Here is a 21000-nt window from a genome sequence, read left to right as displayed (position 1 = left end):
CCCAGGACGGAGGTCCCTTGAGTTGAAACGTGACGTTCTCATCATCGGCGCTGGCGGCGTCGCACAGGTCGTCGCGCATAAATGCGCGCAAAACAACGATGTGCTCGGCGACATCCATATCGCCAGCCGGACGCTGTCGAAATGCGAGGCGATCCTCGCCTCGGTCCGCGACAAGGGCGCGATGAAACAGGAGGGCGTGCTCGAGGCGCACCAGGTCGACGCGATGGACAGCGCCGCCGTCGCCCAGCTGATCCGCGACACCGGCGCGCAGATCGTGATCAACGTCGGTTCCGCCTTCGTCAACATGACCGTGCTCGACGCCTGCATCGAGACCGGCGCGGCCTATATCGACACCGCGATCCACGAAGACCCGGCCAAGATCTGCGAAACCCCGCCGTGGTATGCCAACTACGAATGGAAGAAACGCGATCTCTGCGCGCAAAAGGGCGTCACCGCCATCCTCGGTGCCGGCTTCGATCCGGGCGTCGTCAACGCCTTTGCCCGCTTTGCCATCGACCAGATGGACGAGGTCAAGAGCATCGACATCGTTGACATCAACGCCGGGTCTCACGGCAAGTATTTCGCCACCAATTTCGACCCGGAGATCAACTTCCGCGAATTCACCGGCACCGTCTACTACTGGGAGGACCAGCAGTGGAAGGAAAAGGAGATGTTCGAGAGCGGCCGCGAATGGGATCTGCCCGTGGTCGGCAAACAGACCGCCTACCAGTCCGGCCATGACGAGGTGCACAGCCTTGCCACCAACTACCCGCAGGCCGACGTGCGGTTCTGGATGGGCTTTGGCGAGCATTACATCAACGTCTTCACCGTGCTGAAGAACCTCGGGCTGCTCTCGGAAGTCCCGGTGAAAACCGCCGAGGGGCTCGAGGTGGTGCCGCTCAAACTGGTCAAGGCGGTGCTGCCCGATCCCGCCAGCCTCGCGCCGAACTACACCGGCAAGACCTGCATCGGCGATCTGGTCAAGGGCGTGAAGGACGGCGAAGAGGTCGAGCTTTTCGTCTACAACGTCGCCGACCATGCCGAGGCCTACAAGGAGGTGGGCAGCCAGGGCATCTCCTACACCGCCGGCGTGCCGCCCGTCGCCGCCGCCCTGCTGGTGGCCTCGGGCGACTGGGACGCGGGCACCATGAAGAACGTCGAGGAACTTGATCCCAAGCCCTTCTTCACCCAGCTCGACCGCATCGGCCTGCCCACGCGGGTCAAGGACGCCAACGGCGACCATCCCTGGAACGCCTGAGGCGGACCGACCGGAAAGCCCGATGATCGCCCCCCGATGGGGGGCGGTCCTCCGCACCGGGCGCGATGCGCCTGTATCGCGGCCGCGCCGCATCGGCAATCTTCTGCTACCCACCGCAGGACCATCGGCAGGCACGTGATTTGTGCTATGCTGGTCCCGAGGATGATCAAGCAGGAGAATGTCGCAGTGCTGTTGAATGCGCCCCGTCGCAGCCTTGCCGCCCTTGTGCTGGCCGCATGGCCCGGCTTTCAATCGGCTCCGGTGGCCGCCCAAACCGCGCAAATTCCCGCATGGCTGCAAAAACACGTCGGCACGGGCGAGGGGCAGATCGCCCCGGTGGTCCTGACCCGGGCGCGTGCGCTCTACCAACGCAAACGGGCCGAGGGCAGGGTGTCCAACCCCTGCTACCTCGCCATGGACGCGACCCGCCCCAGCACTGCCGCCGGCGGCAAGCCGGGCCGCCGCTTCTACGTCATCTGCGAGGCCGCCAAATCCTTTCGCGCGGTGTCCTCGGGCTATGGCAACGGGCGGAAACTGAAACGCGCCGATTTCTCCAACGGTCGCCAATGCGCGAAACACTTCAGCAACGCCGAGGGGTCAAAACTGACCATGGGCGGCGCCTATGTGACCGCCGAGACGCGGACCTCCTTCAAGGGCTATGTCAGCCAATCCGGCAAGCAGACGCCGTTCCATCGCACCTTCCTGCTGTTCGACGGCGAGGGCGACACCGACAACGCGCGAGAGCGCGCCATCGGCGGCCATCCGGCGGTTTTCGTCAAGTGGCAATGCCGCCTGAAGAACCCCGACAGCCCCTACGCCGATGACGCGGGCTATGTCCCCTTCGGACGGCTGGTGAACTACACCGGCGGCCGCAGCAACGGCTGCACCACCTGGTCGCCCCCGGAGGCCCGCGAGATCCTCGCGCGGGTCGAGGGAAACCCGACGACGCTCTACATCTACCCGGAGGGCGGTGACATCGACGCGGTCGCAAAGGTGGTGAAAAAGGGCCGGTCGCTGGCCCGCGCCGGACTCTACTGGAACGCGGCCTGCCTCAAGGCGATCCGCGCACCGAGATTCTGGCCCAAAAGAACCCTCCAGCCGATCATCAACGAGTGGCGGCAATCGCTGCCGAAACAACCACCGCTGGAGTTGCCGATCTGCAAATGACGGGGCGAAGGTGGTGATTTCGTCATAAACCCGCGTTATCATAGGATGACGGCGCGGGCGGACTTGCGCGCGTGGCGTGGGTGCCTACCTGATGGGGGCCGTTCGACGACAACGCATGGGGACAGAGATGGATCTCAGGGCTTACACCAGACAATACGCCAGGCAGGACAACCGCCTGGCCGCGCTCAGCTATTTCGGCACCTTCGCGGTCTATTTCGCCTCGCTCTACCTGGCGATCGCCCATGTGGCGCAATGGTACGTTCTGATCCCTGCCGGCGTGGTGCATGCCTTTTCGGCGGTGCGGCTCTACGTGCTGCAACACGATTGCGGCCACCATTCCCTGTTCGAGACCCGGGCCCAGAACGAATGGGCCGGCCATGGCCTGTCGCCCTTCACCTTCGCCCCCTTCGAGGTGATGAAGCAGAACCACAACCTCCACCATTCCGGCATCGGCAACCTCGAGCACCGCGAAACCGGCGAGATCCACACCATGACCCTGCGCGAATGGAACGCGGCGGGGTTCTGGACGCGGTTGCAATACCGTCTCTATCGCAACCCCTTCATCCTGGTGCCGCTGGGCGCGCTCTTTACCTATTTCATCCGCTACCGCTGGCCCAAGAACACCACCCGGTTCGGGGTCAGGGGGGTGCTGCTGCACAACCTCGCGGTGCTGGCCTGGGTCGGGCTGATCTTCGCGCTGTCGGGCTGGACCGGCCTTGGCGTCTATTTCGCCTTCTCGCTGCTGGGCGGCATGATCGGGGTGTTCCTCGTCTACCTGCAGCATAATTTCGAGGATACCTACTGGGACCGCCGCCCCGACCTCGATCCGCAACTCGCGGCGCTGCAGGGCTCCTCGGCATTGGACTTCGGCTGGGCCTTCGACCTGGCGGTGGCCTGCATCACCCTGCATGACATCCACCATTTCAACGCCCGCATCCCGTCCTATCGGCTGCGCGCCTGCCACTACAACCTGCCGCCGGAATACGCCCCGCGCCGGATCAGGTTCCCCGAGGCCGTGGCGGCGCTGCGGCTCAAGCTCTGGGACGAGGAAGCCAAACGCCTGGTGCCCTTCCCGGGCCGCGGCGCCAGGCTGCGTGCGCAGGGTCCCCGCGCCACGGCGGGCTAGGCGGGCCGCCTGATCCGGGCGATGCGCCGCACTGCCGCAGCGGCGCATTCCGTATATTTTTTGTATATACATTCGGGCCGGCTCTGCGCTAGGCTTCACGCCACCTCCGCCGGTTGCCGGCGGAGCCCCGTCAGTTGTTGCCCACCCCCCGGGAGACAGAAGGAGAAAGAATGACCCAGCTCACCGACATTCGCGGCATCGGCCCGGCCCTGGCCCGCACCCTGACCGACCAGGGCATCGCCACGCCCGAAGCGCTGGCCGAGGCCAAGGTCGAAGACCTCGTCGCGGTGCGCAAGATCGGCCCGCAACGCGCCGCCGCGATGATCGCCGCCGCCCGGGCCATCCAGACCGCCGCGACCGCCGCCCCGGGTCCGGCCACGCCCGCCAAGCGCGCCGCCGTGGCCAAACCGCCTGCGCGCAAAACGCCGTCTCGCGCCAAGCCCGCCACCGCCAAGCCCGCCGCGAAACCGTCCGCTGCACAACCGGCCGCGACCCCCGCCGCACCCATCGCCGCTGACCCGGAACCGACCCCGGAGGCCATCGCCGACAGCAAGAAGGCCAAGGCAAAGGCCAAGGCGGCCAAGGCCAAGAAAAAGGCCGAGGCGCTGGCCGAGGAATTCGCCAAGGCCAAGAAAAAAGCCAAGGAGAAGGCGAGAAAGGCCAAGCTCAAGGGAAAGGACGCCAAAAAGGCAAAAGACACCAAGAAGTCGAAAAAATCCAAGAAGGGCAAGAAAAAGAAAAAGGACGGCTGATCCACCGCCCTTTCCCCTGTCTTGTCCCGTTTCTAGTCCCGGTGCCGTCGATCAGGCCAGCGTGCCCTCGGCGGTCAGCGTGGTCTTGCCACCGAGGTAGGGCGCCAGCACCTCGGGCAGGGTGACCGAGCCATCGGCGTTCTGCCCGTTCTCCAGCACCGCGATCAGGCAGCGCCCCACCGCCAGCCCCGAGCCGTTCAGCGTATGCACGAACGCGGGCTTGCCGCCATCCGCGGGCTTGAACCGCGCGTTCATCCGCCGGGCCTGGAAATCGCCGGTGGTCGAGACGCTGGAAATCTCGCGATAGGTATCCTGCCCGGGCAGCCAGGCCTCGATGTCAAAGGTGCGGCGCGCGCCGAACCCCATGTCGCCGGTGCACAGGATCACGGTGCGATAGGGCACCCCCAGCTTCTCCAGCAGCCCCTCGGCACAGCGCAACATGCGTTTCTGTTCCGCGTCGCTCTCGTCCGGGTGGGTGATCGAGACCATCTCGACCTTCTCGAACTGGTGCTGGCGCAACATGCCCGAGGTATCCTTGCCGGCGCTGCCCGCCTCGCTGCGGAAACACTGGGTATGCGCCGTCATCCGGATCGGCAATTCAGCCTCGCCCAACACCTCGCCCGAGACCGAGTAGGTCAGCGTCACTTCCGACGTCGGGATCAGCCACCAGCCGTTGGTGGTCTGGTAGCTGTCCTCGCCGAACTTCGGCAGCTTGTCGGTGCCATACATCGCCTCGTCGCGTACCAGTACCGGGGTCTGGGTCTCGGTCAGCCCGTTCTCGTCCACGTGGGTATCCAGCATGAACTGCGCCAGGGCCCGGTGAATCCGCGCCACCGCGCCGCGCAGCACCACGAAACGCGCGCCACTGATCTTGGCGCCGGTCTCGAAATCCATCCCCGGCAGCACGCCTGCAATCTCGAAATGTTCCTTCGGCGCGAAATCCATCTCGCGCGGTGTGCCCCAGCGGTGCACCTCGACGTTGTCATTCTCGTCCTCGCCCTCGGGCACGTCCTCGGCCGGCAGGTTGGGAATGCGCGCCAGCATGTCGGTCAGTTTCGCGTCCAGTGCCTTGGCCTCGGCCTGCATCGCGGTGACTTCCGATTTCTTCTCCGAGACCTCGGCGCGCAGCCGCTCGAACTCGGCCTCGTCGCCCTTGGCCTTGGCTGCGCCGATCGCCTTGGCGGCCTTGTTCTGCTCGGCCTGCGCGGTCTCTGCGGCCAGGATCTTGGCGCGCCGCGCCTCGTCCACCGACAACAGCTCGGAGGACATCGGCGCATCCCCCCGGCGGGCCAGGGCGGCGTCGAACGCCTGCGGGTTTTCGCGGATCGCACGGATGTCATGCATGGGGGTCGCTCCCTCGGGGTGAATCGGTCTGGCCGGGTTATGCCGCAAAGCGCGGGCAGGGGGAACATGCCCCGCCGTCGCGGTGGCATGGCCTGTGGCGCCCGCGCATCCCCGCGATGCCCCATGTCCCTGTCACCCCCGCGAAAGCGGGGGGCCTCCCAAAGCTGATGTCGCCACCAGATCCCCGCCTGCGCGGGGATGACAGGCGCAAGCGGCGCAACGCCCGATAAAGGTGCAACGGGGCGGGGCGAACCGTCGGACGGGCAGGGCACCAACCTCTCCCAGGAAGAAGGCGCAGTGAGGACGGCGTTGCCCGGGGACCGGGCGTTGCGTTCCGGCCTAATCCCCCCCGAATCCAACCGGATCGTACGAAATCGGCGTCGGACTCCCCGATCGGGCGGAATCCGCCCCGGTCGGACCGGCCGAAACCCTACGAAACAACGCCCGAACTCCCCAATTCGCCGCCTTGCAAACCCGGGGGCCACCGCATAGGTTCCCGCCAAACCGCGGGGGCTGCCCCGCCTCAGCTTACCGAAGGATTCCCCCATGGACGCAGGCGCAATCGGCCAGTTTCTCCCGCTCATCCTGATCTTCGCGATCATGTATTTCCTGCTGATCCGTCCCCAGCAGAAAAAGGTCAAGGAACACCAGGCCATGGTCGCGGCGGTGCGGCGCGGCGACCAGATCGTCACCCAGGGCGGGCTGATCGGCAAGGTCAGCAAGGTCAAGGACGACAACGAGGTCGAGGTCGAACTGGCCGAGGGCGTCAAGGTCCGCGTCGTCAAGTCGACCATCGCCCAGGTGACCAGCAAGACCGAACCGGCAAGCTGAAGCTGACCTTGTAACCCACTGAAAAGGCAGGGTAATGCTGCAATTCGATCTTTGGAAGCGGGTGCTGATCTGGCTGCTTTGCGCGGCGGGTCTGTTCCTCGCCCTGCCGAACGCGTTCTACAACAGGGTGGAGCAATCCAACGACGCCCGCGCGGTGCTCGAGACCGGGATTTCCACCCCCGAACTCGAGGCGCAGGCTGGCCAGTGGCCGTCCTTCCTGCCGTCGTCTCTGGTCAACCTCGGGCTCGACCTGCGCGGCGGCGCGCATCTGCTGGCCGAGGTCCGGGTGGGCGACGTCTATGAAAGCCGGATGCAGGCGATGTGGCCCGAGATCCGCGACGCCCTGCGCCCCGAACGCGCCACCATCGGCACCATCCGCCTGCAACCCTCGCCCCCGGACGAGCTGCGCATTCGCATCAGCCAGCCCGAGAACATGGCCCGCGCGGTCGAGGTCGTGCGCGGATTGGCCCGGCCTATTCAATCACTTAGCGGTGCGGGTTCAACCGATATCGTTGTCAGTGGCGACGATGGAGAGATCGTCGTCACCCTGTCGGATGCCGAGAAACTCGCCTCCGACGATCGCACGGTGAAACAGGCGCTGGAGATCGTCCGCCGCCGCATCGACGAGGTCGGCACCCGCGAACCCACGATCCTGCGCCAGGGCTCAGACCGGATCCTGATCCAGGTGCCCGGCATCGGCAGCGCGGCGGAACTCAAGGCGATCATCGGCACCACCGCGCAGCTGACCTTCAACCCGGTGGTCGGACGCGGCTCGGACCCGGATGCCAACGCCGGCGTCGGCAACAAGATCCTGCCGTCGATCGACGAAGAGGGAGTCTATTACACCGTCGAGGCTGCCCCCGTCGTCACCGGCGAGGAACTGGTCGACGCCCAGCCCAGCTTTGACCAGAACGGGCGACCGGCGGTCAGCTTCCGCTTCAACACCTCCGGCGCGCGCAAGTTCGGCGATTACACCCGCGACAACATCGGCTCGCCCTTTGCGATCGTGCTCGATGACGAGGTGATCAGCGCCCCGGTGATCCAGAGCCACATTCCCGGCGGCTCGGGAATCATCACCGGCCAGTTCACCGTCGAGGAGAGCACCAACCTGGCCGTGCTGCTGCGCGCGGGCGCATTGCCGGCAGGGCTGGACTTCCTCGAAGAGCGCACCATCGGCCCGGAACTCGGCGCCGACAGCATCGAGGCCGGCAAGCTGGCCACCGGGGTCGCCTTCGTCGGGGTGCTGGTGTTCATGGCGCTGAGCTACGGGCTGTTCGGCCTGTTCGCCAATATCGCGCTGATCCTGAACGTCGGGCTGATCTTTGGCCTGCTGTCGCTGATCGGGGCCACGCTGACCCTTCCGGGGATCGCCGGGATCGTCCTGACCGTCGGCATGGCGGTGGACGCCAACGTGCTGATCTTCGAGCGGATCCGGGAAGAGCTGAAAACCGCCAAGGGCCCCAGCCGCGCCATCGAACTGGGCTATGAAAAGGCGCTCAGCGCGATCCTCGACGCCAATATCACCACCTTCATCACCGCGGTGATCCTGTTCGCCATCGGCTCCGGCCCGGTGCGCGGGTTCGCCATCACCCTTGGCCTTGGTCTGATCACCTCGGTCTTTACGGCGATCTACGTGACCCGGCTGCTGATCGTGATCTGGTTTGAACGCCGCCGCCCCAAAACGATCGAGGTATAAGATGCGACTGCGACTGGTTCCCGAGCAAACCTCGTTCGATTTCTTCAACCGGTGGAAGCTCTGGCTGGGCCTCTCCGGGCTGCTGATGCTCATGGCCTTCGGCTCCTTCGCGCTGCGCGGGCTGAACTATGGCATCGACTTCCGGGGCGGCACCACCATCCGCACCGAGAGCGCCACCAACCTGGATGTCGGCGTCTATCGCGATGCGATCACGCCGCTGGGGCTGGGTGATGTGCTGATTTCCGAGGTGTTCGACCCCGGTTTTCGTGCCGATCAGCACGTGGCGATGATCCGCATCCAGGCGCAGGACGACGAAGAGGCGATCAATGCCGAGACGGTGCAGAGCGTCGAGGGCGCGCTGCAGGCCGTGGTTCCGGATATCAAGTTCGTCTCGGTCGAATCCGTCGGGCCCAAGGTCTCGGGCGAGCTGGTGCAGACCGCCGCGCTGGCGGTGGTCCTGGCGATCGGCGCGGTGCTGATCTATATCTGGATGCGCTTTGAATGGCAGTTCGCGCTGGGGGCCGTGGTGGCGCTGGTGCATGACGTGCTGCTGACCATCGGCATCTTTTCCGAGCTGCAGATCAAGTTCGACCTGGCGATCATCGCGGCGCTGCTGACCATCGTCGGCTATTCGCTGAACGATACGGTGGTGGTGTTCGACCGCGTCCGCGAGAACCTGCGCAAGTACAAGCAGAAGCCGCTGAAGGATGTGATGAACATCTCGATCAACGAGACCCTCAGCCGGACGCTGATGACCTCGGTCACCACCCTGCTGGCGCTGATCGCGCTGTTCGTTCTGGGCGGCGACGTGATCCGCGGCTTTGTCTTCGCGATGATCTGGGGCGTGATCGTGGGCACCTATTCCTCGGTCTTCGTGGCCTCGGCGATCCTGCTGTTCCTCGGCGTCAAGCGTGACTGGTCCAAGCCGGATCCGAAGAACGCCGGGAACCAGTTTGCCAACGTGGACGCCTGACGCGCTTGTCTCGGCCCTGGCAACGCCGGGGCTGGGCTGGCTGGCGCTGGCGGCCTTCGTTGCGGGCATGGTGCGCGGCTTTGCCGGCTTCGGCGCTGGCCTCGTCTTCGTGCCCGTGGCGGCGCAGGTGCTGCCGCCGCTTTCGGCGCTGATCGCGATCTCGGCGATGGACCTGCTGGGTCCGATCCCCAATATTCCCGCCGCGCTGCGCCGCTCCGACCGGGGCGACCTGCTGCGGCTGGTCGGGGCGACACTCTTGGTGTTGCCGCTGGGTCTCTGGGCGCTGAGCATGATCGCGCCCGAGCTGTTTCGCACCGGCGTGTCGCTGCTGTCGCTGGCGATGCTGGCCTGCCTGATCGCCGGGGTGCGCTACCGGGGCACGCTGGGCCCACGAATGGTGCTGGGCACCGGCGGTCTGGCGGGCTTTCTCGGCGGGCTGGCGGCGATGCCGGGGCCGCCGGTGATCCTGCTCTACATGGCGAGCCCGAACCCGGTGCCGGTTGTCCGCGCCTCGATCATGTCCTATCTGTTTTTCTTCGACATCGTGCTTTTGGGCCTGCTCGCGGTCCAGGACAGGCTGATCCTGGTCCCGGTGGCACTGGGAATGGCGCTAGCGCTGCCGAACCTGTTGGGCAACCTTGCCGGCGCTGCGATTTTCCGCCCCGGGCTGGACCGGGTTTATCGCGCGGTGGCCTATTCGATCATCGCGGTCTCGGCCCTGTCCGGGCTGCCGATCTGGGAGTGACAGATGCATCTGAATGAAACCGACTTCGGCGATGCCGTCCCGGTCGAGGGCTATGGCCCCGGCTTTTTCCGCATCGGCGGTCAGGTCCATGAGGGGCCGGTGCTGACCGGCATGGGCGGCACACGGCCCTGGCTGGGGCTCGAGGAAGAGGCGCCGTTGCTGGCCCTGGCCGGACATATCGACGTGCTCTTCGTCGGCACCGGGGCAGAGATCGCCCATATCCCCGCGCCCCTGCGCAAGGCGCTGGAAGAGGCCGGCATCGGGGTCGAGGTCATGGCCTCGCCCGCCGCCTGCCGCACCTATAACGTGCTGGTCTCCGAGGGGCGCCGCGTGGCACTGGCGCTGCTGCCGGTGTAACGCGCCGCCGGGCCGCCTGTCCCTGTGGCGGAATGCGCCTTTTTCCGGCCTGCGCAATGCGCTAAGCGGGTCGGCATGGATTTGACCGTTTCCGATCTGACCATTGCCCGTGGCGGCGTGCCGGTTCTGGCCGGACTGGGTTTCGTGCTCGAACCCGGGCGCGCGCTGATCCTGCGCGGGCCGAACGGGATCGGCAAGACGACGCTGTTGCGCACCATTGCCGGGCTGCAACCGCCGGTCGCGGGCACCATCACCGGCGCCGAGGATCGCATCGCCTATGCCGCCCATGCCGACGGCATCAAGCCGACCCTGTCGGTGGCCGAGAACCTGCGGTTCTGGGCCCGGGTGTTCGGGGCGGGCGGCATCCAGCCGGCGCTGGAGGCCTTTGACCTGACCGCGCTGACCGACCGTCCCGCCGGCAGCCTCTCGGCCGGGCAGAAACGGCGGCTGGGGCTGGCGCGGCTGCTGGTCACGGGGCGCCCGGTCTGGGTACTGGACGAACCGACCGTCTCGCTCGATACCCGCGCGGTCGCCATGTTCGCGGATGCGGTGCGCGCCCACCTGGCCTGGGGCGGCAGCGCGCTGATCGCCACCCATATCGACCTTGGGCTCGAGGCCGAGGTGCTGGACGTTTCCCCGTTCCGGGCCGACCTGGCGAAAACCGCCGGGACCGACGCCTTTGACGAGGCCTTTCTATGATCGCGCTGCTGCTGCGCGACCTGAGGCTGGCGATCCGGGCCGGTGGCGGTTTCGGCCTCGGGCTGGCGTTCTTCCTGATCGTGACCGTGCTGGTGCCTTTCGCGGTGGGGCCGCAATCGGCGCTGCTCGCCACCATCGCGCCGGGTGTGCTGTGGCTGGGGGCGCTGCTGGCCTGCCTGCTGTCGCTGGATCGGCTGCTGGCGCTGGACTGGGAGGATGGCTCGCTCGATCTGCTGGCCACCGCGCCGCTGCCGTTGGAGGCCACGGTGACCATCAAGGCGCTGGCGCATTGGATCACCACCGGGTTGCCGCTGGTGCTGGCCGCACCGGTGCTGGGAGTGCTGTTGAACCTGCCCGGTCCGGGGTATCTCTGGCTGCTGGTCTCGCTGGCCCTGGGCACCCCGGCGTTCAGCGTGATCGGCACCTTCGGCGCGGCGCTGACCGTCGGGCTCAAGCGGGGCGGGCTGCTGTTGTCGCTGCTGGTGCTGCCGCTCTACGTGCCGACGCTGATCTTCGGTGCCGAGGTGGCGCGACGCGGCGCGGTGGGGATGGAGACCGCGACACCGCTGCTGATGCTGGCCGGGATCAGCGCCGGCGCGCTGGCGCTGCTGCCGTTCGCCAGCGCCGCGGTTCTGCGCGTCAACCTGCGCTGAGCCGAAAGAATTGAGTTCGCCCGGAGGAGGCCCTAGATAACGCCCATGACGCAGATCGAAAAGAACAGCTCGCTGTGGTCCTATGCCAACCCCAAGAAGTTCCTGGCCACCACGGAACGGCTGATGCCGTTCCTGTGGACCGCGTCGCTGGCCTGCCTCGTGGTCGGGCTGACCTGGGGCTTTTTCTTCACGCCGGACGATTACCGGCAGGGATCGACCGTCAAGATCATCTACCTGCACGTGCCCTCGGCGCTGATGGCGATCAACGCATGGATGATGATGCTGGTCGCCTCGCTGATCTGGCTGGTGCGCCGCCACCACGTCAGCGCGCTGGCCGCCCGCGCCGCCGGGCCGGTGGGCGCGGTGATGACACTGATCGCGCTGGTCACCGGCGCCATCTGGGGCCAGCCGATGTGGGGCACCTGGTGGGCCTGGGATCCGCGACTGACCTCGTTCCTGATTCTGTTCCTGTTCTACCTGGGCTACATGGCCTTGTGGACGGCGATCGAGGATCCCGACACCGCCGCCGACCTGACCGGGGTGCTCTGCCTTGTCGGTTCGGTCTTTGCGGTGCTCAGCCGCTACGCGGTGAACTTCTGGAACCAGGGGCTGCACCAGGGCGCCTCGCTGAGCATGGACGCCGAGGAAAATGTGGCCGACGTCTTCTACCTGCCGCTGCTGGTCTGTATCGCGGGCTTCGTGCTGTTGTTCATCGCGCTGGTGTTCTACCGCACCGGGACCGAGATTCGCGCGCGCCGGATCCGGGCGCTGCAGGCAAGAGAGAGGGCAGGGGCATGATGCCGGACCTGGGGAAATACGCCGACACGGTGCTTTCGGCCTATGCGGCCTCGATCCTGTTGCTGGCGGTGCTGGTGGCGCTCAGCCTGTGGCGCGGTCGCCGGCTGCGCCGCGAGATGCAGGAGATGGAAGAAAGGATGCGCCGGAATGGCTAAGAAGATCTCGCCGCTGATGATCATCCCGCCGGTGATCTTCGCTGGCTTCGTGGCGCTGGCCGCTGTCGGCATGTTCCGCGAGAATCCCCAGGAACTGCCTTCGGCGCTGGTCGGACAGCCGGCGCCGCCGGTTCAGTTGACCGGCTTTCCGGGCCGCGACAGGTTCGATGATGCCGCCCTGCGCGACGGCAAGGTCAAGCTGGTCAACTTCTGGGCCAGCTGGTGCGCGCCCTGCCGGGTCGAGCACCCCAACCTGACCGCGCTGACCGAGGAGGGGATCACGATCCTCGGGGTGAACTACAAGGACAAGCCCGGGAACGGCCGCAAGTTCCTCGATGACCTGGGCGACCCCTATGCCGCCATCGGCAGCGACGCACAGGGGCGCATGGCGCTGAACTGGGGCGTCTACGGGGTGCCCGAGACCTATGTGATCGACGGTGAGGGCACCATCCTGATGCGCTTTGCCGGCCCGGTGACCCAGCGGGTGATCGAAACCCGTCTGCGCCCGCTGCTGGACGCGGCGGCAAAGGCGGAGTAGGGGGCAGGCCCCGCAACCGTATTGGTGTCCCGGTCCCGATAGGCCCGCCAGCGGTGGCCGTGGTCAATCGCGCTGCGCCATATCATGTCGGCGGGCCTGCAGCCGGGCCGCGAATTGCCGCAATAGCGGCACGCGGTTTGGCCGGAAGCTATCGCCGCTGCGCCGGGCCGCGAGGATCGAGCCGACCTTGAACTGCCGGAAATCCTGCCGCAGGCAGCACCAGCCCAGCAGCATCACCACGTTGTCCAGATAGGCCAGCGCCAGCGGGTAGATGCGCCGCGTGCTCACCACGCCGGTGTTGTCGCGATAGGTGATCTCCAGCGCCTCCTCGGCCCAGCTCGCCTCACGCAGCAGCGTCATGTCGACAGCGGGGGCGTGGGGCTGTGCGAAGCGGTGCACAAGGGTGATCGCCTGCACCGCGTGGCGCTGCTGGCGCTCGGGCAGGGTGGCGGTGATCTTGGTCAGCGCATCCGCCGCCGCGTCCCCCAGGGCCGCGTCGCCGCGCGCTTGCACCTCCGACAGTCCCAGCACGAGCGCCTCGATCTCCAACTGGGTGAAGGTCTGCGGCGGCAGGGCCGGGTCCTCGGTCATGGTATAGCCCAACCCGGCGGCGCCCTCGATCCTTGCGCCGGCGGCGCGCAACGCCTCGATATCGCGGTAGATCGTGCGCTCCGACACTTCCATCGCCGCGGCCAGGCGCGCGGCGGTGACCGGCGGCGTCAACCCCCGGATCAGGTGCAGCAGGCGGAACAGGCGGTCGGTCTTGGCCATGGCGCGATCCTGCCTCATCCCTCATGACGGAAACTGTCAGGAGGACCATGGCATACCCGGATCATCGAAACCAGTCGCGGAGGCCAATCGGATGCCGACCCTTTATCATTCCCCCCTCAGCCGCTCGACGCGGATCATCACCCAGCTCATGCTGACGGACCGGCTCGACGCGGTCGACGTGCGCCCGGTCGTGGTCCGCCGGCAGGACGGCTCCGGCCACCACGACGAGGCCAACCCGCATCCCGAGGGCAAGGTGCCCTTCCTGATCGGCGACGACGGCGAGGCGATCCGCGAATCGAATGCCATCATGCTCTATCTCGACGAAATCCACGGTTATCCGCTGGGCGTCGCGCCGGGGCAGCCGGGGCGCGGCAGGTTCCTGTCGTGGATGTGTTACTACGGCGGGGTGGTGGAGCCGGCGATGGTCTGTGCCTTTTCCGGCGCGACGCACCCGGCCTTTGCGAGTGCCTTCCGCTCGCTGAGCGAGGTCGGCGCGCAGATCGAGTCGGGGCTGGGCGATGCCCCCTTCCTGATGGGAGAGAGATTCACCATCGCCGACCTGATCATGGCCTCGGCGTTTCAATGGGCCCCCCAACTGACGCCGGACAACGCGGCGGTGCGCGACTGGGTGGCGCGGGTGACCGCGCGGATCGGCACGGTGCCGGTGATGGAGTACGAGGAAAAGGCAAAGGCGGCGCTGGACGCGGCGGCCTGAGCCTCGGTCCGGCGCGGCCCCTCTCGCGCCCGCTCAAAGAAAAAGCCCCGCCATTGGCGGGGCTTTCCTGTTTCCGGTGCTGGCCCGTCTTACGACTTGGCCAGGTTCCGCAGCACGTAATGCAGAACGCCGCCGTGTTCGATGTATTCGATCTCGATGGCGGTATCGATCCGGCACTTGATCTGGATCGTCTTCTCGGTCCCGTCTGCATAGGTGATGGTGCAGGGCACCTCCTGCAGCGGCTCGATGGTGTCGAGGCCCGAGATCGCCACGGTCTCGTCACCGGTCAGCTTGAGCGACTTGCGCGTCTCGCCGGCGGTGAACTCGAACGGGATCACGCCCATGCCCACCAGGTTGGAGCGGTGGATGCGCTCGAAGCTCTCGGCGATGACCGCCTTGACCCCCAGCAGTGCCGTGCCCTTGGCCGCCCAGTCGCGCGAGGAGCCCGCGCCATACTGTTCGCCACCGAAGACCACCAGCGGCGTGCCGGCGTCCTGATAGGCCATCGCAGCGTCAAAGATCGAGGTCTGCTCGCCATCGGGGCCCTTGGTATAGCCGCCCTCGACACCGTCCAGCATCTCGTTCCTGATGCGGATGTTGGCAAAGGTGCCGCGCATCATGATCTCGTGGTTGCCCCGGCGCGAGCCGTAGGAGTTGAACTCGCGCGGCTGCACCTGGCGGTCGAGCAGGTACTTGCCCGCCGGCGAGGTGGTGGCAAAGGAGCCGGCCGGCGAGATGTGGTCGGTGGTGACCATGTCGCCGAGGATCAACAGCGGCTTGGCGCCCTCGATATTGGTGATGGTGCCCGGCTCGGTGCCCATGCCCTGGAAGTAGGGCGGGTTCTGGATATAGGTCGAGGTCGGCGGCCAGTCATAGGTTTCGGCCTCGGTGGTCTCGACCGCCTGCCACTTCTCGTCGCCCTTGAACACGTCCGCGTACTTGGACTGGAACGCCTCGCGGGTCACGGTCTCGTGCACCAGGTCGGCGACCTCCTTGTTGGTCGGCCAGATATCCTTGAGATAGACGTCGTTGCCGTCCTTGTCCTGGCCCAGCGGCTCGGACGTCAGGTCGATGTTCATGTCGCCCGCGATGGCATAGGCCACCACCAGCGGCGGCGAGGCGAGGTAGTTGGCGCGCACGTCGGGGCTGATGCGCCCTTCGAAGTTGCGGTTGCCCGACAGTACCGAGGTGGCGACCAGGTCGCCCTTGGCGATGGCCTCGGACAGTTCTTTCTGGATCGGGCCGGAGTTGCCGATGCAGGTGGTGCAGCCATAGCCCACGAGGTTGAAGCCGATGGCGTCCAGGTCCTCTTGCAGGTTGGCGGCCGCCAGGTATTCCGAGACGACTTGCGAACCGGGCGCGAGCGAGGTCTTGACCCAGGGCTTGCGGGTCAGGCCCAGCGCGCGTGCCTTGCGCGCCACCAGCCCGGCGCCGATCATCACGTAGGGGTTCGAGGTGTTGGTGCAGGAGGTGATCGAGGCAATTACCACCGAGCCGTCGCGCAGCGTGTACTCTTCACCCTCGACCTCGATGGTCTTGCGCACGTCGTTGTTCGCGGTGAGCGTGTCGCCCTCGGCGGCCATGTCGCTGGCCGCGTCGGTGCAATCCACGCCGCGATAGTCGCAGACCACCTTGTAGAAGGCATCGGCCGATTGCGTCAGCGGGGTATAGTCCTGCGGGCGTTTCGGGCCGGAGATCGCCGGCACGATGGTGCCCATGTCCAACTCCAGCGTGTCGGTATAGACCGGATCGTAATCCGCCGTGCGCCAGAACCCGTTCTCCTTGGCATAGGCCTCGACCAGCGCGATACGGTCCTCGTCCCGGCCGGTCTGACGCATGTAGCGCAGGGTCTCGCCGTCGATCGGGAAGAACCCGCAGGTGGCGCCGTATTCGGGGGCCATGTTGGCGATGGTGGCACGGTCGGCCAGCGGCAGGTTGTCGAGGCCGGGGCCGTAGAATTCGACGAACTTGCCCACCACGCCCTTGGCGCGCAGCAGTTCCACGACCTTCAGCACCAGGTCGGTACCGGTGGTGCCCTCGAGCATCTCGCCGGTCAGCTTGAAGCCGACGACCTCGGGGATCAGCATCGAGATCGGCTGGCCCAGCATCGCCGCCTCGGCCTCGATGCCGCCAACGCCCCAGCCCAGAACGGCCATGCCGTTGACCATGGTGGTGTGGCTGTCGGTGCCGACCAGCGTGTCGGGATAGGCCACTTCTTCACCGCTCTGGTCGGTGTCGGTCCAGACGGTCTGGGCCAGGTATTCCAGGTTCACCTGGTGGCAGATGCCGGTTCCCGGCGGCACGACGCGGAAGTTGTTGAACGCGCCCTGGCCCCATTTCAGGAACTGGTAGCGTTCCATGTTCCGCTCATACTCGCGGTCCACGTTCATCTGGAAGGCGCGCGGATTGCCGAACTCGTCGATCATGACCGAGTGGTCGATGACCAGGTCGACCGGGTTCAGCGGGTTGATCTTCTGCGCGTCACCGCCCAGCGCCTTGATGCCGTCGCGCATCGCGGCCAGGTCGACCACGGCGGGAACGCCGGTGAAATCCTGCATCAGCACGCGGGCCGGACGATAGGCGATCTCGCGCGGGTTCTTGCCGCCCTTCTTCGCCCAGTCGGCAAAGGCCTTGATGTCGTCCACGCTGACGGTCTTGCCATCCTCGAAGCGCAGCATGTTCTCCAGCACCACCTTGAGCGCGGCGGGCAGCTTGGAGAAATCGCCGAGACCGGCCTCGGTGGCGGCGGGGATGGAGTAATAGGAAACGGACTGGCCATTCACGCTAAGCGTCTTGCGTGTCTTGGCTGTGTCCTGTCCGACGGTGATGGGCATGTTGGCCTCCTCAGAGAGTCGTGGATCACAGGAATTCGCTGGGCGCCTTCTGCATCAGCGGGGCGCTGCATTCAATAGAGATCGTCAAGGTGCGGCGATTTTGTATACCATTGCACACAGAAATTGCGCCAATCGCGCCATCGCGCCGCTCTCAAGAAACATTGATTGGTTATTGCAGGCCCCAGCGGCTAAGCCTGAGCCGGTAGACGAGGGGATAGGCGGGTCGAATGAAACATCTCAGCTTGTTGGGCCTTGCCGGAGTCGCGACCGCGATTTGGGCGGCGCTGGCGGCTCCGGTCGCCGCGCAGGACAGCGGACCCGTCGTGGTCGAACTGTTCACCTCGCAGGGCTGCTCCTCCTGTCCACCGGCCGATGCGCTGTTGCGCGAACTGGCCGAGCGCGACGATGTGCTGCCGCTGGCGCTGCACGTGGATTACTGGGATTACATCGGCTGGGCGGATTCCTTTGCGCTCCCCGCCCATACCGTGCGGCAACGGGGCTATGCCCGCGCGGCGGGGCGCGACATGGTGTTTACCCCGCAGATGATCGTGATGGGGCAACAAAGCGTTGTCGGCGCCCGCAGCATGAAACTGGCCGAGCTGATCCTGCAGCACATGCAGGATCCGCCGGTGATCTCGCTGTCGATTGTCGATGAGGGCGCCGGGCCGGGGGTTGATGTCCGTTCCGCCGGCGCACCGGTGACGGGGCCTCTGGACGTCGTTCTGGTGCGTTATGCGCCGCTGCGCCGGGTGGAAATCACCACGGGCGAGAATGCCGGGCGCACCCTTGATTATGCCAATGTGGTCGAGGGCTGGCAGGTGCTGGGGCAATGGGACGGCAGCACGCCGCTGCGGCTGGAAATCGAGGCACCGGCGGACGAGCAGCGCGCTGCCGTGCTGGTCCAGCGGGCGGGCTATGGCCCGATCCTGGCGGCCGTGCGGGTGGAATGACGCGAACCGGTCCCGGACGATTGCGCGCCCAACGCGCGGACGACCTCAGTCCGGCTTGCGCGGATCTGCCTTGACCAGCGGCTTCCACCGTCGGTGAATCCAGAACCATTGGTCCATATGTTGGCGCACCAGCGCCTCCAGCCCGGCGTTGACCGTTTCGGTCATGCCCTTTGCGTCCCCATGGGGGATCTCATCCTGCATCACGATCTCGAAATCGAGCCCGTTGGGCTGGCGCACCGCGTAGACCGGGATCAAGGCTGCATCGTATTTCAGCGCCAGTTCGGCGGGCACCAGCGAGGTCACCGCAGGCTTGCCGAAGAACTCCATGTCGATGCCATCATGGGCGTGGAGGTCTCCGACGATGGCGATGATCCCACCCTGTTTCAGATGCCGGACCAGTTGTACCATGCCGCGCCGGCCCTGCTCGAACATCGGTGTCCCGACGGCCGAGATGGTCTGCACGTAATGCGCGTTGAAATAGGGGTTCGCCATCCGGCGATAGAGCGCGCCCATCTGGAAACCCCGCGCGATCAGGTTGGCGCGGGCGGCGTCGTAATTTCCGAAATGCGCGGTGATCAGGACCACCGGCCGACCCTGTTCACGGGCGATCTCCAGCGCAGCCAGCCCCGGGCCGGTGACCGGGGCGCGGCGGGCGCGCGCGATGAAGGGGGCGCCGGAATAAAGCTCCATCAGGGTGCGCCCGGCGTTGTCGGGCACCGCACGGCACATCCGGCGCACCTCGGCTTCGGGCATCTCGGGCATGACCAGCTTGAGGTTGTCGCGGACGCGGCGGCTGAAGCCCACCAGCGGCGCCAGCCGGCCGACCAGCCAGCCCATTGCCGGCACCCGCCAGCGATAGGGGATCGCGCGGAACGCCCCGATCAACCCGCGCAGCACGAGGTTGCTGGCAAAATATCCGACGCGGTCGGAAAACGACAGGGTAGAGGGATCTGCAGGCATTCGAGGGGTCCGGGATAGGCGTCAGCGGCGAAAGGTTTCGCGGTACCACACATAGATACCGGCCAGCGCGATCACAAGCGCACCGAGGACGGTCCAGAGATCGGGCCATTCGGCAAAGAACAGCATCCCCCAGACCGCGGCAAAGATCAGCCCGGTATAGGCATAGGGCGCCAGCATCGCCGCCTCGCCGGACGAAAAGGCGCGGATCAGGAACATCTGCCCGATGGTGCCGAAACAGGCGATCGAGAGGATCAGCAACAGCGCCGGGCCGTCCGGTGTCTGCCAATGGCCCGGGATGATCAAGCTGAGCAGGAAGGTCCCCACAAGACCGGTATAGAACAGCGAGGTCCAGGGGTCCTCGTCCGGGCCGACCCGCCGGGTCAGCAGCGAATAGCCCGAATAACAGACCGCCGCCGCCAGCGGCAGCAGCGCGGCGGCGGTGAAGACATCGCTGCCGGGGCGGATCACGATCATCGCCCCGCACATCGCCCCGACGATCCCGGCAACGCGGCGCGGGCCGAGAGGTTCGCGCAGGAACAATGCCGCGCCCAGCGTGATCAGCACCGGATTGACCGACATCAGCGCCGCCGCGTCGCTGAGCGGAATCAGGCTGAGCCCGGTGAAAAAGAAGCCCGTCGCCCCCAGCAGCAGCACCGAGCGCAGGACTTGCAGCACCGGGTAGCGGGTGCGCGCGACGCTGCGCAGGCGCGGCGCCACGAGGATCAGCACCAGCGCCATCTGCCCGGCGTAGCGCACCCAGAGCGCCGGGACCACGCCCATGCGCGGCGCCAGCGCCTTGACGCTGGAATCCATCAGCGAAAAGCACAGGATCGCCCCGATCATCATCAGGATCGCCTTGTTGCGCACCGCCAGCGCCTCGGCCGGGTTCATGCGGGATGCCCCGGGGTCGGGACCGGGTGGATCGGTTCGGGCGAAATAATGCTCATGTCCCGGGTTTAGGTCAGCACCACGGGACTGTCCATCGGGCAGGGGGCAGGGCGCTCAAGCACGCCCCTCCGGCCTGCGTCAGTAGTCGTAGGTCAATCCGGTCCGGATCGCTTCGCGCAGCGCGGCCTCGGCCCAGGTGCCATCGCCGCCGCGCGCCTTGATCTCACGCCACTGGGCGATGGCGGCGTCGGTGTCGCCATCGGCAACGAACCCCTGGCCCATGTAGGACCGCGCCAGAAGGTTGTCGGGATTGGCCGCGAGCGCCTTTTCGTAAAAGCTGCGGGCCAGCACGCGATCGCCCATCTTGCGGTGGGTGAACCCCCAATAGGTCAACACCCGGTCCTCGGACTGGTCCGGCAATGCGCGCAGCACCCCCTGCGCATCCCGGTAGCGGCCGGCATAGGCCAGCTCGCGCACCGCGCGATAAAGCGTGTCGGCATCCAGCGCGCCCTCCTTGGGATCGACGCAACTCTTGGTTTCCGGGTCCCAGACCTGGACCCCCTCGCAGGTCTCCGAGGTCTCGGTCGGCTTGGGCGGGGTGGTGTTGCTATCGCCCATGCCGGCAGCTTCTGCGGGACCGGGCAGGCCTAGGCCGGGCAGGGCCAGGATCAGGGCAAGGCAAAGGGTTGGGGCGCGGCGCATGGAAACCTCCGATCGAAAAAGGACAAAAACCTATGAAAATCGTACGAAACGGAGCATCCGCCCAAGGGCGGTCACCCGGCGGTCCCGC

The 21000-nt window shown here is 66.5% G+C and carries 22 protein-coding genes; 16 read left to right on the top strand and 6 right to left on the bottom strand.

Going from position 1 to position 21000, the window contains the following annotated elements:
* Nucleotides 1–22: 22 nt before the first annotated feature.
* The 4 genes from ABWV23_RS12095 (at nt 23) to ABWV23_RS12080 (ending at nt 4303) form a co-directional block, all read left to right on the top strand.
* A complete protein-coding gene (locus ABWV23_RS12095; protein WP_353348029.1) occupies nt 23–1258 on the top strand; it encodes a saccharopine dehydrogenase family protein in 1236 nt (411 codons plus the stop codon).
* Nucleotides 1259–1405: 147 nt separating this feature from the next.
* A complete protein-coding gene (locus ABWV23_RS12090; protein WP_353348027.1) occupies nt 1406–2425 on the top strand; it encodes a hypothetical protein in 1020 nt (339 codons plus the stop codon).
* Nucleotides 2426–2552: 127 nt separating this feature from the next.
* The gene (locus ABWV23_RS12085; protein ID WP_353348025.1) at nt 2553–3551 is read left to right on the top strand and encodes a fatty acid desaturase; all 999 of its coding nucleotides are present in this window, start codon (nt 2553–2555) and stop codon (nt 3549–3551) included.
* 170 nt (nt 3552–3721) lie between these two features.
* Entirely contained in the window at nt 3722–4303 is a 582-nt protein-coding gene (locus ABWV23_RS12080) for a helix-hairpin-helix domain-containing protein (protein ID WP_353348023.1), read from the top strand.
* Nucleotides 4304–4354: 51 nt separating this feature from the next.
* On the opposite strand, the gene serS is transcribed toward ABWV23_RS12080, so the two are convergent.
* Nucleotides 4355–5647 carry a serine--tRNA ligase gene (gene serS, locus ABWV23_RS12075; protein WP_353348021.1) on the bottom strand — a complete coding sequence of 431 codons (1293 nt, stop codon included), beginning with the start codon at nt 5645–5647 and terminating at the stop codon, nt 4355–4357.
* A 546-nt stretch (nt 5648–6193) separates the two neighbouring features.
* Between serS and yajC the strand changes: the two genes are divergently transcribed.
* The 10 genes from yajC to ABWV23_RS12025 all read left to right on the top strand — a co-directional run bounded on the left by yajC (nt 6194) and on the right by ABWV23_RS12025 (nt 13092).
* A complete protein-coding gene (gene yajC, locus ABWV23_RS12070) occupies nt 6194–6478 on the top strand; it encodes a preprotein translocase subunit YajC (protein WP_353348019.1) in 285 nt (94 codons plus the stop codon).
* 34 nt (nt 6479–6512) lie between these two features.
* Nucleotides 6513–8174: a protein translocase subunit SecD gene (secD, locus tag ABWV23_RS12065; protein WP_353348017.1), complete on the top strand. Its 1662-nt coding sequence runs from the start codon at nt 6513–6515 to the stop codon at nt 8172–8174.
* A gap of 1 nt (nt 8175) precedes the next feature.
* Complete coding sequence (secF, locus tag ABWV23_RS12060) at nt 8176–9147, top strand: protein translocase subunit SecF (protein WP_353348015.1); 972 nt, start codon at nt 8176–8178, stop codon at nt 9145–9147.
* The gene (locus tag ABWV23_RS12055; protein WP_353348013.1) at nt 9128–9892 is read left to right on the top strand and encodes a sulfite exporter TauE/SafE family protein; all 765 of its coding nucleotides are present in this window, start codon (nt 9128–9130) and stop codon (nt 9890–9892) included. The genes secF and ABWV23_RS12055 overlap by 20 nt, the downstream gene beginning before the upstream one ends.
* A gap of 3 nt (nt 9893–9895) precedes the next feature.
* Nucleotides 9896–10249 carry an Mth938-like domain-containing protein gene (locus ABWV23_RS12050; RefSeq protein WP_353348011.1) on the top strand — a complete coding sequence of 118 codons (354 nt, stop codon included), beginning with the start codon at nt 9896–9898 and terminating at the stop codon, nt 10247–10249.
* Between the two features lie 75 nt (nt 10250–10324).
* Nucleotides 10325–10948, top strand: coding sequence for a heme ABC exporter ATP-binding protein CcmA (gene ccmA, locus ABWV23_RS12045; RefSeq protein WP_353348009.1), 624 nt, complete (start codon nt 10325–10327; stop codon nt 10946–10948).
* Nucleotides 10945–11601, top strand: a complete 657-nt coding sequence (ccmB, locus tag ABWV23_RS12040) for a heme exporter protein CcmB (protein WP_353348007.1) — start codon at nt 10945–10947, stop codon at nt 11599–11601. Before ccmA ends, ccmB begins: the two co-directional genes overlap by 4 nt.
* Nucleotides 11602–11646: 45 nt before the next feature.
* On the top strand, nt 11647–12399 hold the full coding sequence (locus ABWV23_RS12035) for a heme ABC transporter permease (protein WP_353348005.1): 753 nt from the start codon (nt 11647–11649) through the stop codon (nt 12397–12399).
* On the top strand, nt 12396–12554 hold the full coding sequence (gene ccmD, locus ABWV23_RS12030; RefSeq protein WP_353348003.1) for a heme exporter protein CcmD: 159 nt from the start codon (nt 12396–12398) through the stop codon (nt 12552–12554). Before ABWV23_RS12035 ends, ccmD begins: the two co-directional genes overlap by 4 nt.
* On the top strand, nt 12547–13092 hold the full coding sequence (locus tag ABWV23_RS12025; protein WP_353348001.1) for a DsbE family thiol:disulfide interchange protein: 546 nt from the start codon (nt 12547–12549) through the stop codon (nt 13090–13092). The genes ccmD and ABWV23_RS12025 overlap by 8 nt, the downstream gene beginning before the upstream one ends.
* A 63-nt stretch (nt 13093–13155) precedes the next feature.
* On the opposite strand, the gene ABWV23_RS12020 is transcribed toward ABWV23_RS12025, so the two are convergent.
* Nucleotides 13156–13863: a helix-turn-helix transcriptional regulator gene (locus tag ABWV23_RS12020; RefSeq protein WP_353347999.1), complete on the bottom strand. Its 708-nt coding sequence runs from the start codon at nt 13861–13863 to the stop codon at nt 13156–13158.
* A gap of 91 nt (nt 13864–13954) precedes the next feature.
* Between ABWV23_RS12020 and ABWV23_RS12015 the strand changes: the two genes are divergently transcribed.
* Nucleotides 13955–14578 (top strand): glutathione S-transferase family protein, encoded by a 624-nt coding sequence (locus ABWV23_RS12015; RefSeq protein ID WP_353347997.1) that lies wholly within the window; start codon nt 13955–13957, stop codon nt 14576–14578.
* A gap of 89 nt (nt 14579–14667) precedes the next feature.
* On the opposite strand, the gene acnA is transcribed toward ABWV23_RS12015, so the two are convergent.
* On the bottom strand, nt 14668–17412 hold the full coding sequence (gene acnA, locus ABWV23_RS12010) for an aconitate hydratase AcnA (RefSeq protein ID WP_353347995.1): 2745 nt from the start codon (nt 17410–17412) through the stop codon (nt 14668–14670).
* Between the two features lie 227 nt (nt 17413–17639).
* On the opposite strand from acnA, the gene ABWV23_RS12005 reads away from it, so the two are divergent.
* The gene (locus tag ABWV23_RS12005) at nt 17640–18362 is read left to right on the top strand and encodes a DUF1223 domain-containing protein (protein ID WP_353347993.1); all 723 of its coding nucleotides are present in this window, start codon (nt 17640–17642) and stop codon (nt 18360–18362) included.
* A gap of 45 nt (nt 18363–18407) precedes the next feature.
* Here the strand turns inward: ABWV23_RS12005 and ABWV23_RS12000 are convergent, their stop codons facing one another.
* From ABWV23_RS12000 to ABWV23_RS11990, 3 genes are all read right to left on the bottom strand, one after another.
* On the bottom strand, nt 18408–19322 hold the full coding sequence (locus ABWV23_RS12000) for a lysophospholipid acyltransferase family protein (protein WP_353347991.1): 915 nt from the start codon (nt 19320–19322) through the stop codon (nt 18408–18410).
* Nucleotides 19323–19343: 21 nt separating this feature from the next.
* On the bottom strand, nt 19344–20213 hold the full coding sequence (locus tag ABWV23_RS11995; protein WP_353347989.1) for a DMT family transporter: 870 nt from the start codon (nt 20211–20213) through the stop codon (nt 19344–19346).
* A 135-nt stretch (nt 20214–20348) separates the two neighbouring features.
* Nucleotides 20349–20912: a tetratricopeptide repeat protein gene (locus tag ABWV23_RS11990; RefSeq protein ID WP_353347987.1), complete on the bottom strand. Its 564-nt coding sequence runs from the start codon at nt 20910–20912 to the stop codon at nt 20349–20351.
* Between the last annotated feature and the right edge of the window lie 88 nt (nt 20913–21000).

Origin of the sequence: Aquicoccus sp. SU-CL01552, from assembly GCF_040365005.1 — a bacterium.
Lineage (GTDB): Bacteria > Pseudomonadota > Alphaproteobacteria > Rhodobacterales > Rhodobacteraceae > Antarcticimicrobium.
This window is presented reverse-complemented; position numbering and strand designations above follow the sequence as displayed.

What these genes read in the sequence shown, in the direction of transcription:
- secD (WP_353348017.1), top strand. Translation starts at nt 6,513, where the DNA reads ATGCTGCAATTCGATCTTTGGAAGCGGGTGCTGATCTGGCTGCTTTGC.
- ccmA (WP_353348009.1), top strand. Translation starts at nt 10,325, where the DNA reads ATGGATTTGACCGTTTCCGATCTGACCATTGCCCGTGGCGGCGTGCCG.
- ABWV23_RS12015 (WP_353347997.1), top strand. Translation starts at nt 13,955, where the DNA reads ATGCCGACCCTTTATCATTCCCCCCTCAGCCGCTCGACGCGGATCATC.
- ccmD (WP_353348003.1), top strand. Translation starts at nt 12,396, where the DNA reads ATGATGCCGGACCTGGGGAAATACGCCGACACGGTGCTTTCGGCCTAT.
- ABWV23_RS12035 (WP_353348005.1), top strand. Translation starts at nt 11,647, where the DNA reads ATGACGCAGATCGAAAAGAACAGCTCGCTGTGGTCCTATGCCAACCCC.
- ABWV23_RS12005 (WP_353347993.1), top strand. Translation starts at nt 17,640, where the DNA reads ATGAAACATCTCAGCTTGTTGGGCCTTGCCGGAGTCGCGACCGCGATT.
- ABWV23_RS12080 (WP_353348023.1), top strand. Translation starts at nt 3,722, where the DNA reads ATGACCCAGCTCACCGACATTCGCGGCATCGGCCCGGCCCTGGCCCGC.
- acnA (WP_353347995.1), bottom strand. Translation starts at nt 17,412, where the DNA reads ATGCCCATCACCGTCGGACAGGACACAGCCAAGACACGCAAGACGCTT.
- ABWV23_RS12050 (WP_353348011.1), top strand. Translation starts at nt 9,896, where the DNA reads ATGCATCTGAATGAAACCGACTTCGGCGATGCCGTCCCGGTCGAGGGC.
- ABWV23_RS12090 (WP_353348027.1), top strand. Translation starts at nt 1,406, where the DNA reads ATGCTGGTCCCGAGGATGATCAAGCAGGAGAATGTCGCAGTGCTGTTG.
- ABWV23_RS11990 (WP_353347987.1), bottom strand. Translation starts at nt 20,912, where the DNA reads ATGCGCCGCGCCCCAACCCTTTGCCTTGCCCTGATCCTGGCCCTGCCC.
- secF (WP_353348015.1), top strand. Translation starts at nt 8,176, where the DNA reads ATGCGACTGCGACTGGTTCCCGAGCAAACCTCGTTCGATTTCTTCAAC.
- ABWV23_RS12085 (WP_353348025.1), top strand. Translation starts at nt 2,553, where the DNA reads ATGGATCTCAGGGCTTACACCAGACAATACGCCAGGCAGGACAACCGC.
- ABWV23_RS12020 (WP_353347999.1), bottom strand. Translation starts at nt 13,863, where the DNA reads ATGGCCAAGACCGACCGCCTGTTCCGCCTGCTGCACCTGATCCGGGGG.
- ccmB (WP_353348007.1), top strand. Translation starts at nt 10,945, where the DNA reads ATGATCGCGCTGCTGCTGCGCGACCTGAGGCTGGCGATCCGGGCCGGT.
- ABWV23_RS12000 (WP_353347991.1), bottom strand. Translation starts at nt 19,322, where the DNA reads ATGCCTGCAGATCCCTCTACCCTGTCGTTTTCCGACCGCGTCGGATAT.
- yajC (WP_353348019.1), top strand. Translation starts at nt 6,194, where the DNA reads ATGGACGCAGGCGCAATCGGCCAGTTTCTCCCGCTCATCCTGATCTTC.
- ABWV23_RS12025 (WP_353348001.1), top strand. Translation starts at nt 12,547, where the DNA reads ATGGCTAAGAAGATCTCGCCGCTGATGATCATCCCGCCGGTGATCTTC.
- ABWV23_RS11995 (WP_353347989.1), bottom strand. Translation starts at nt 20,213, where the DNA reads ATGAACCCGGCCGAGGCGCTGGCGGTGCGCAACAAGGCGATCCTGATG.
- serS (WP_353348021.1), bottom strand. Translation starts at nt 5,647, where the DNA reads ATGCATGACATCCGTGCGATCCGCGAAAACCCGCAGGCGTTCGACGCC.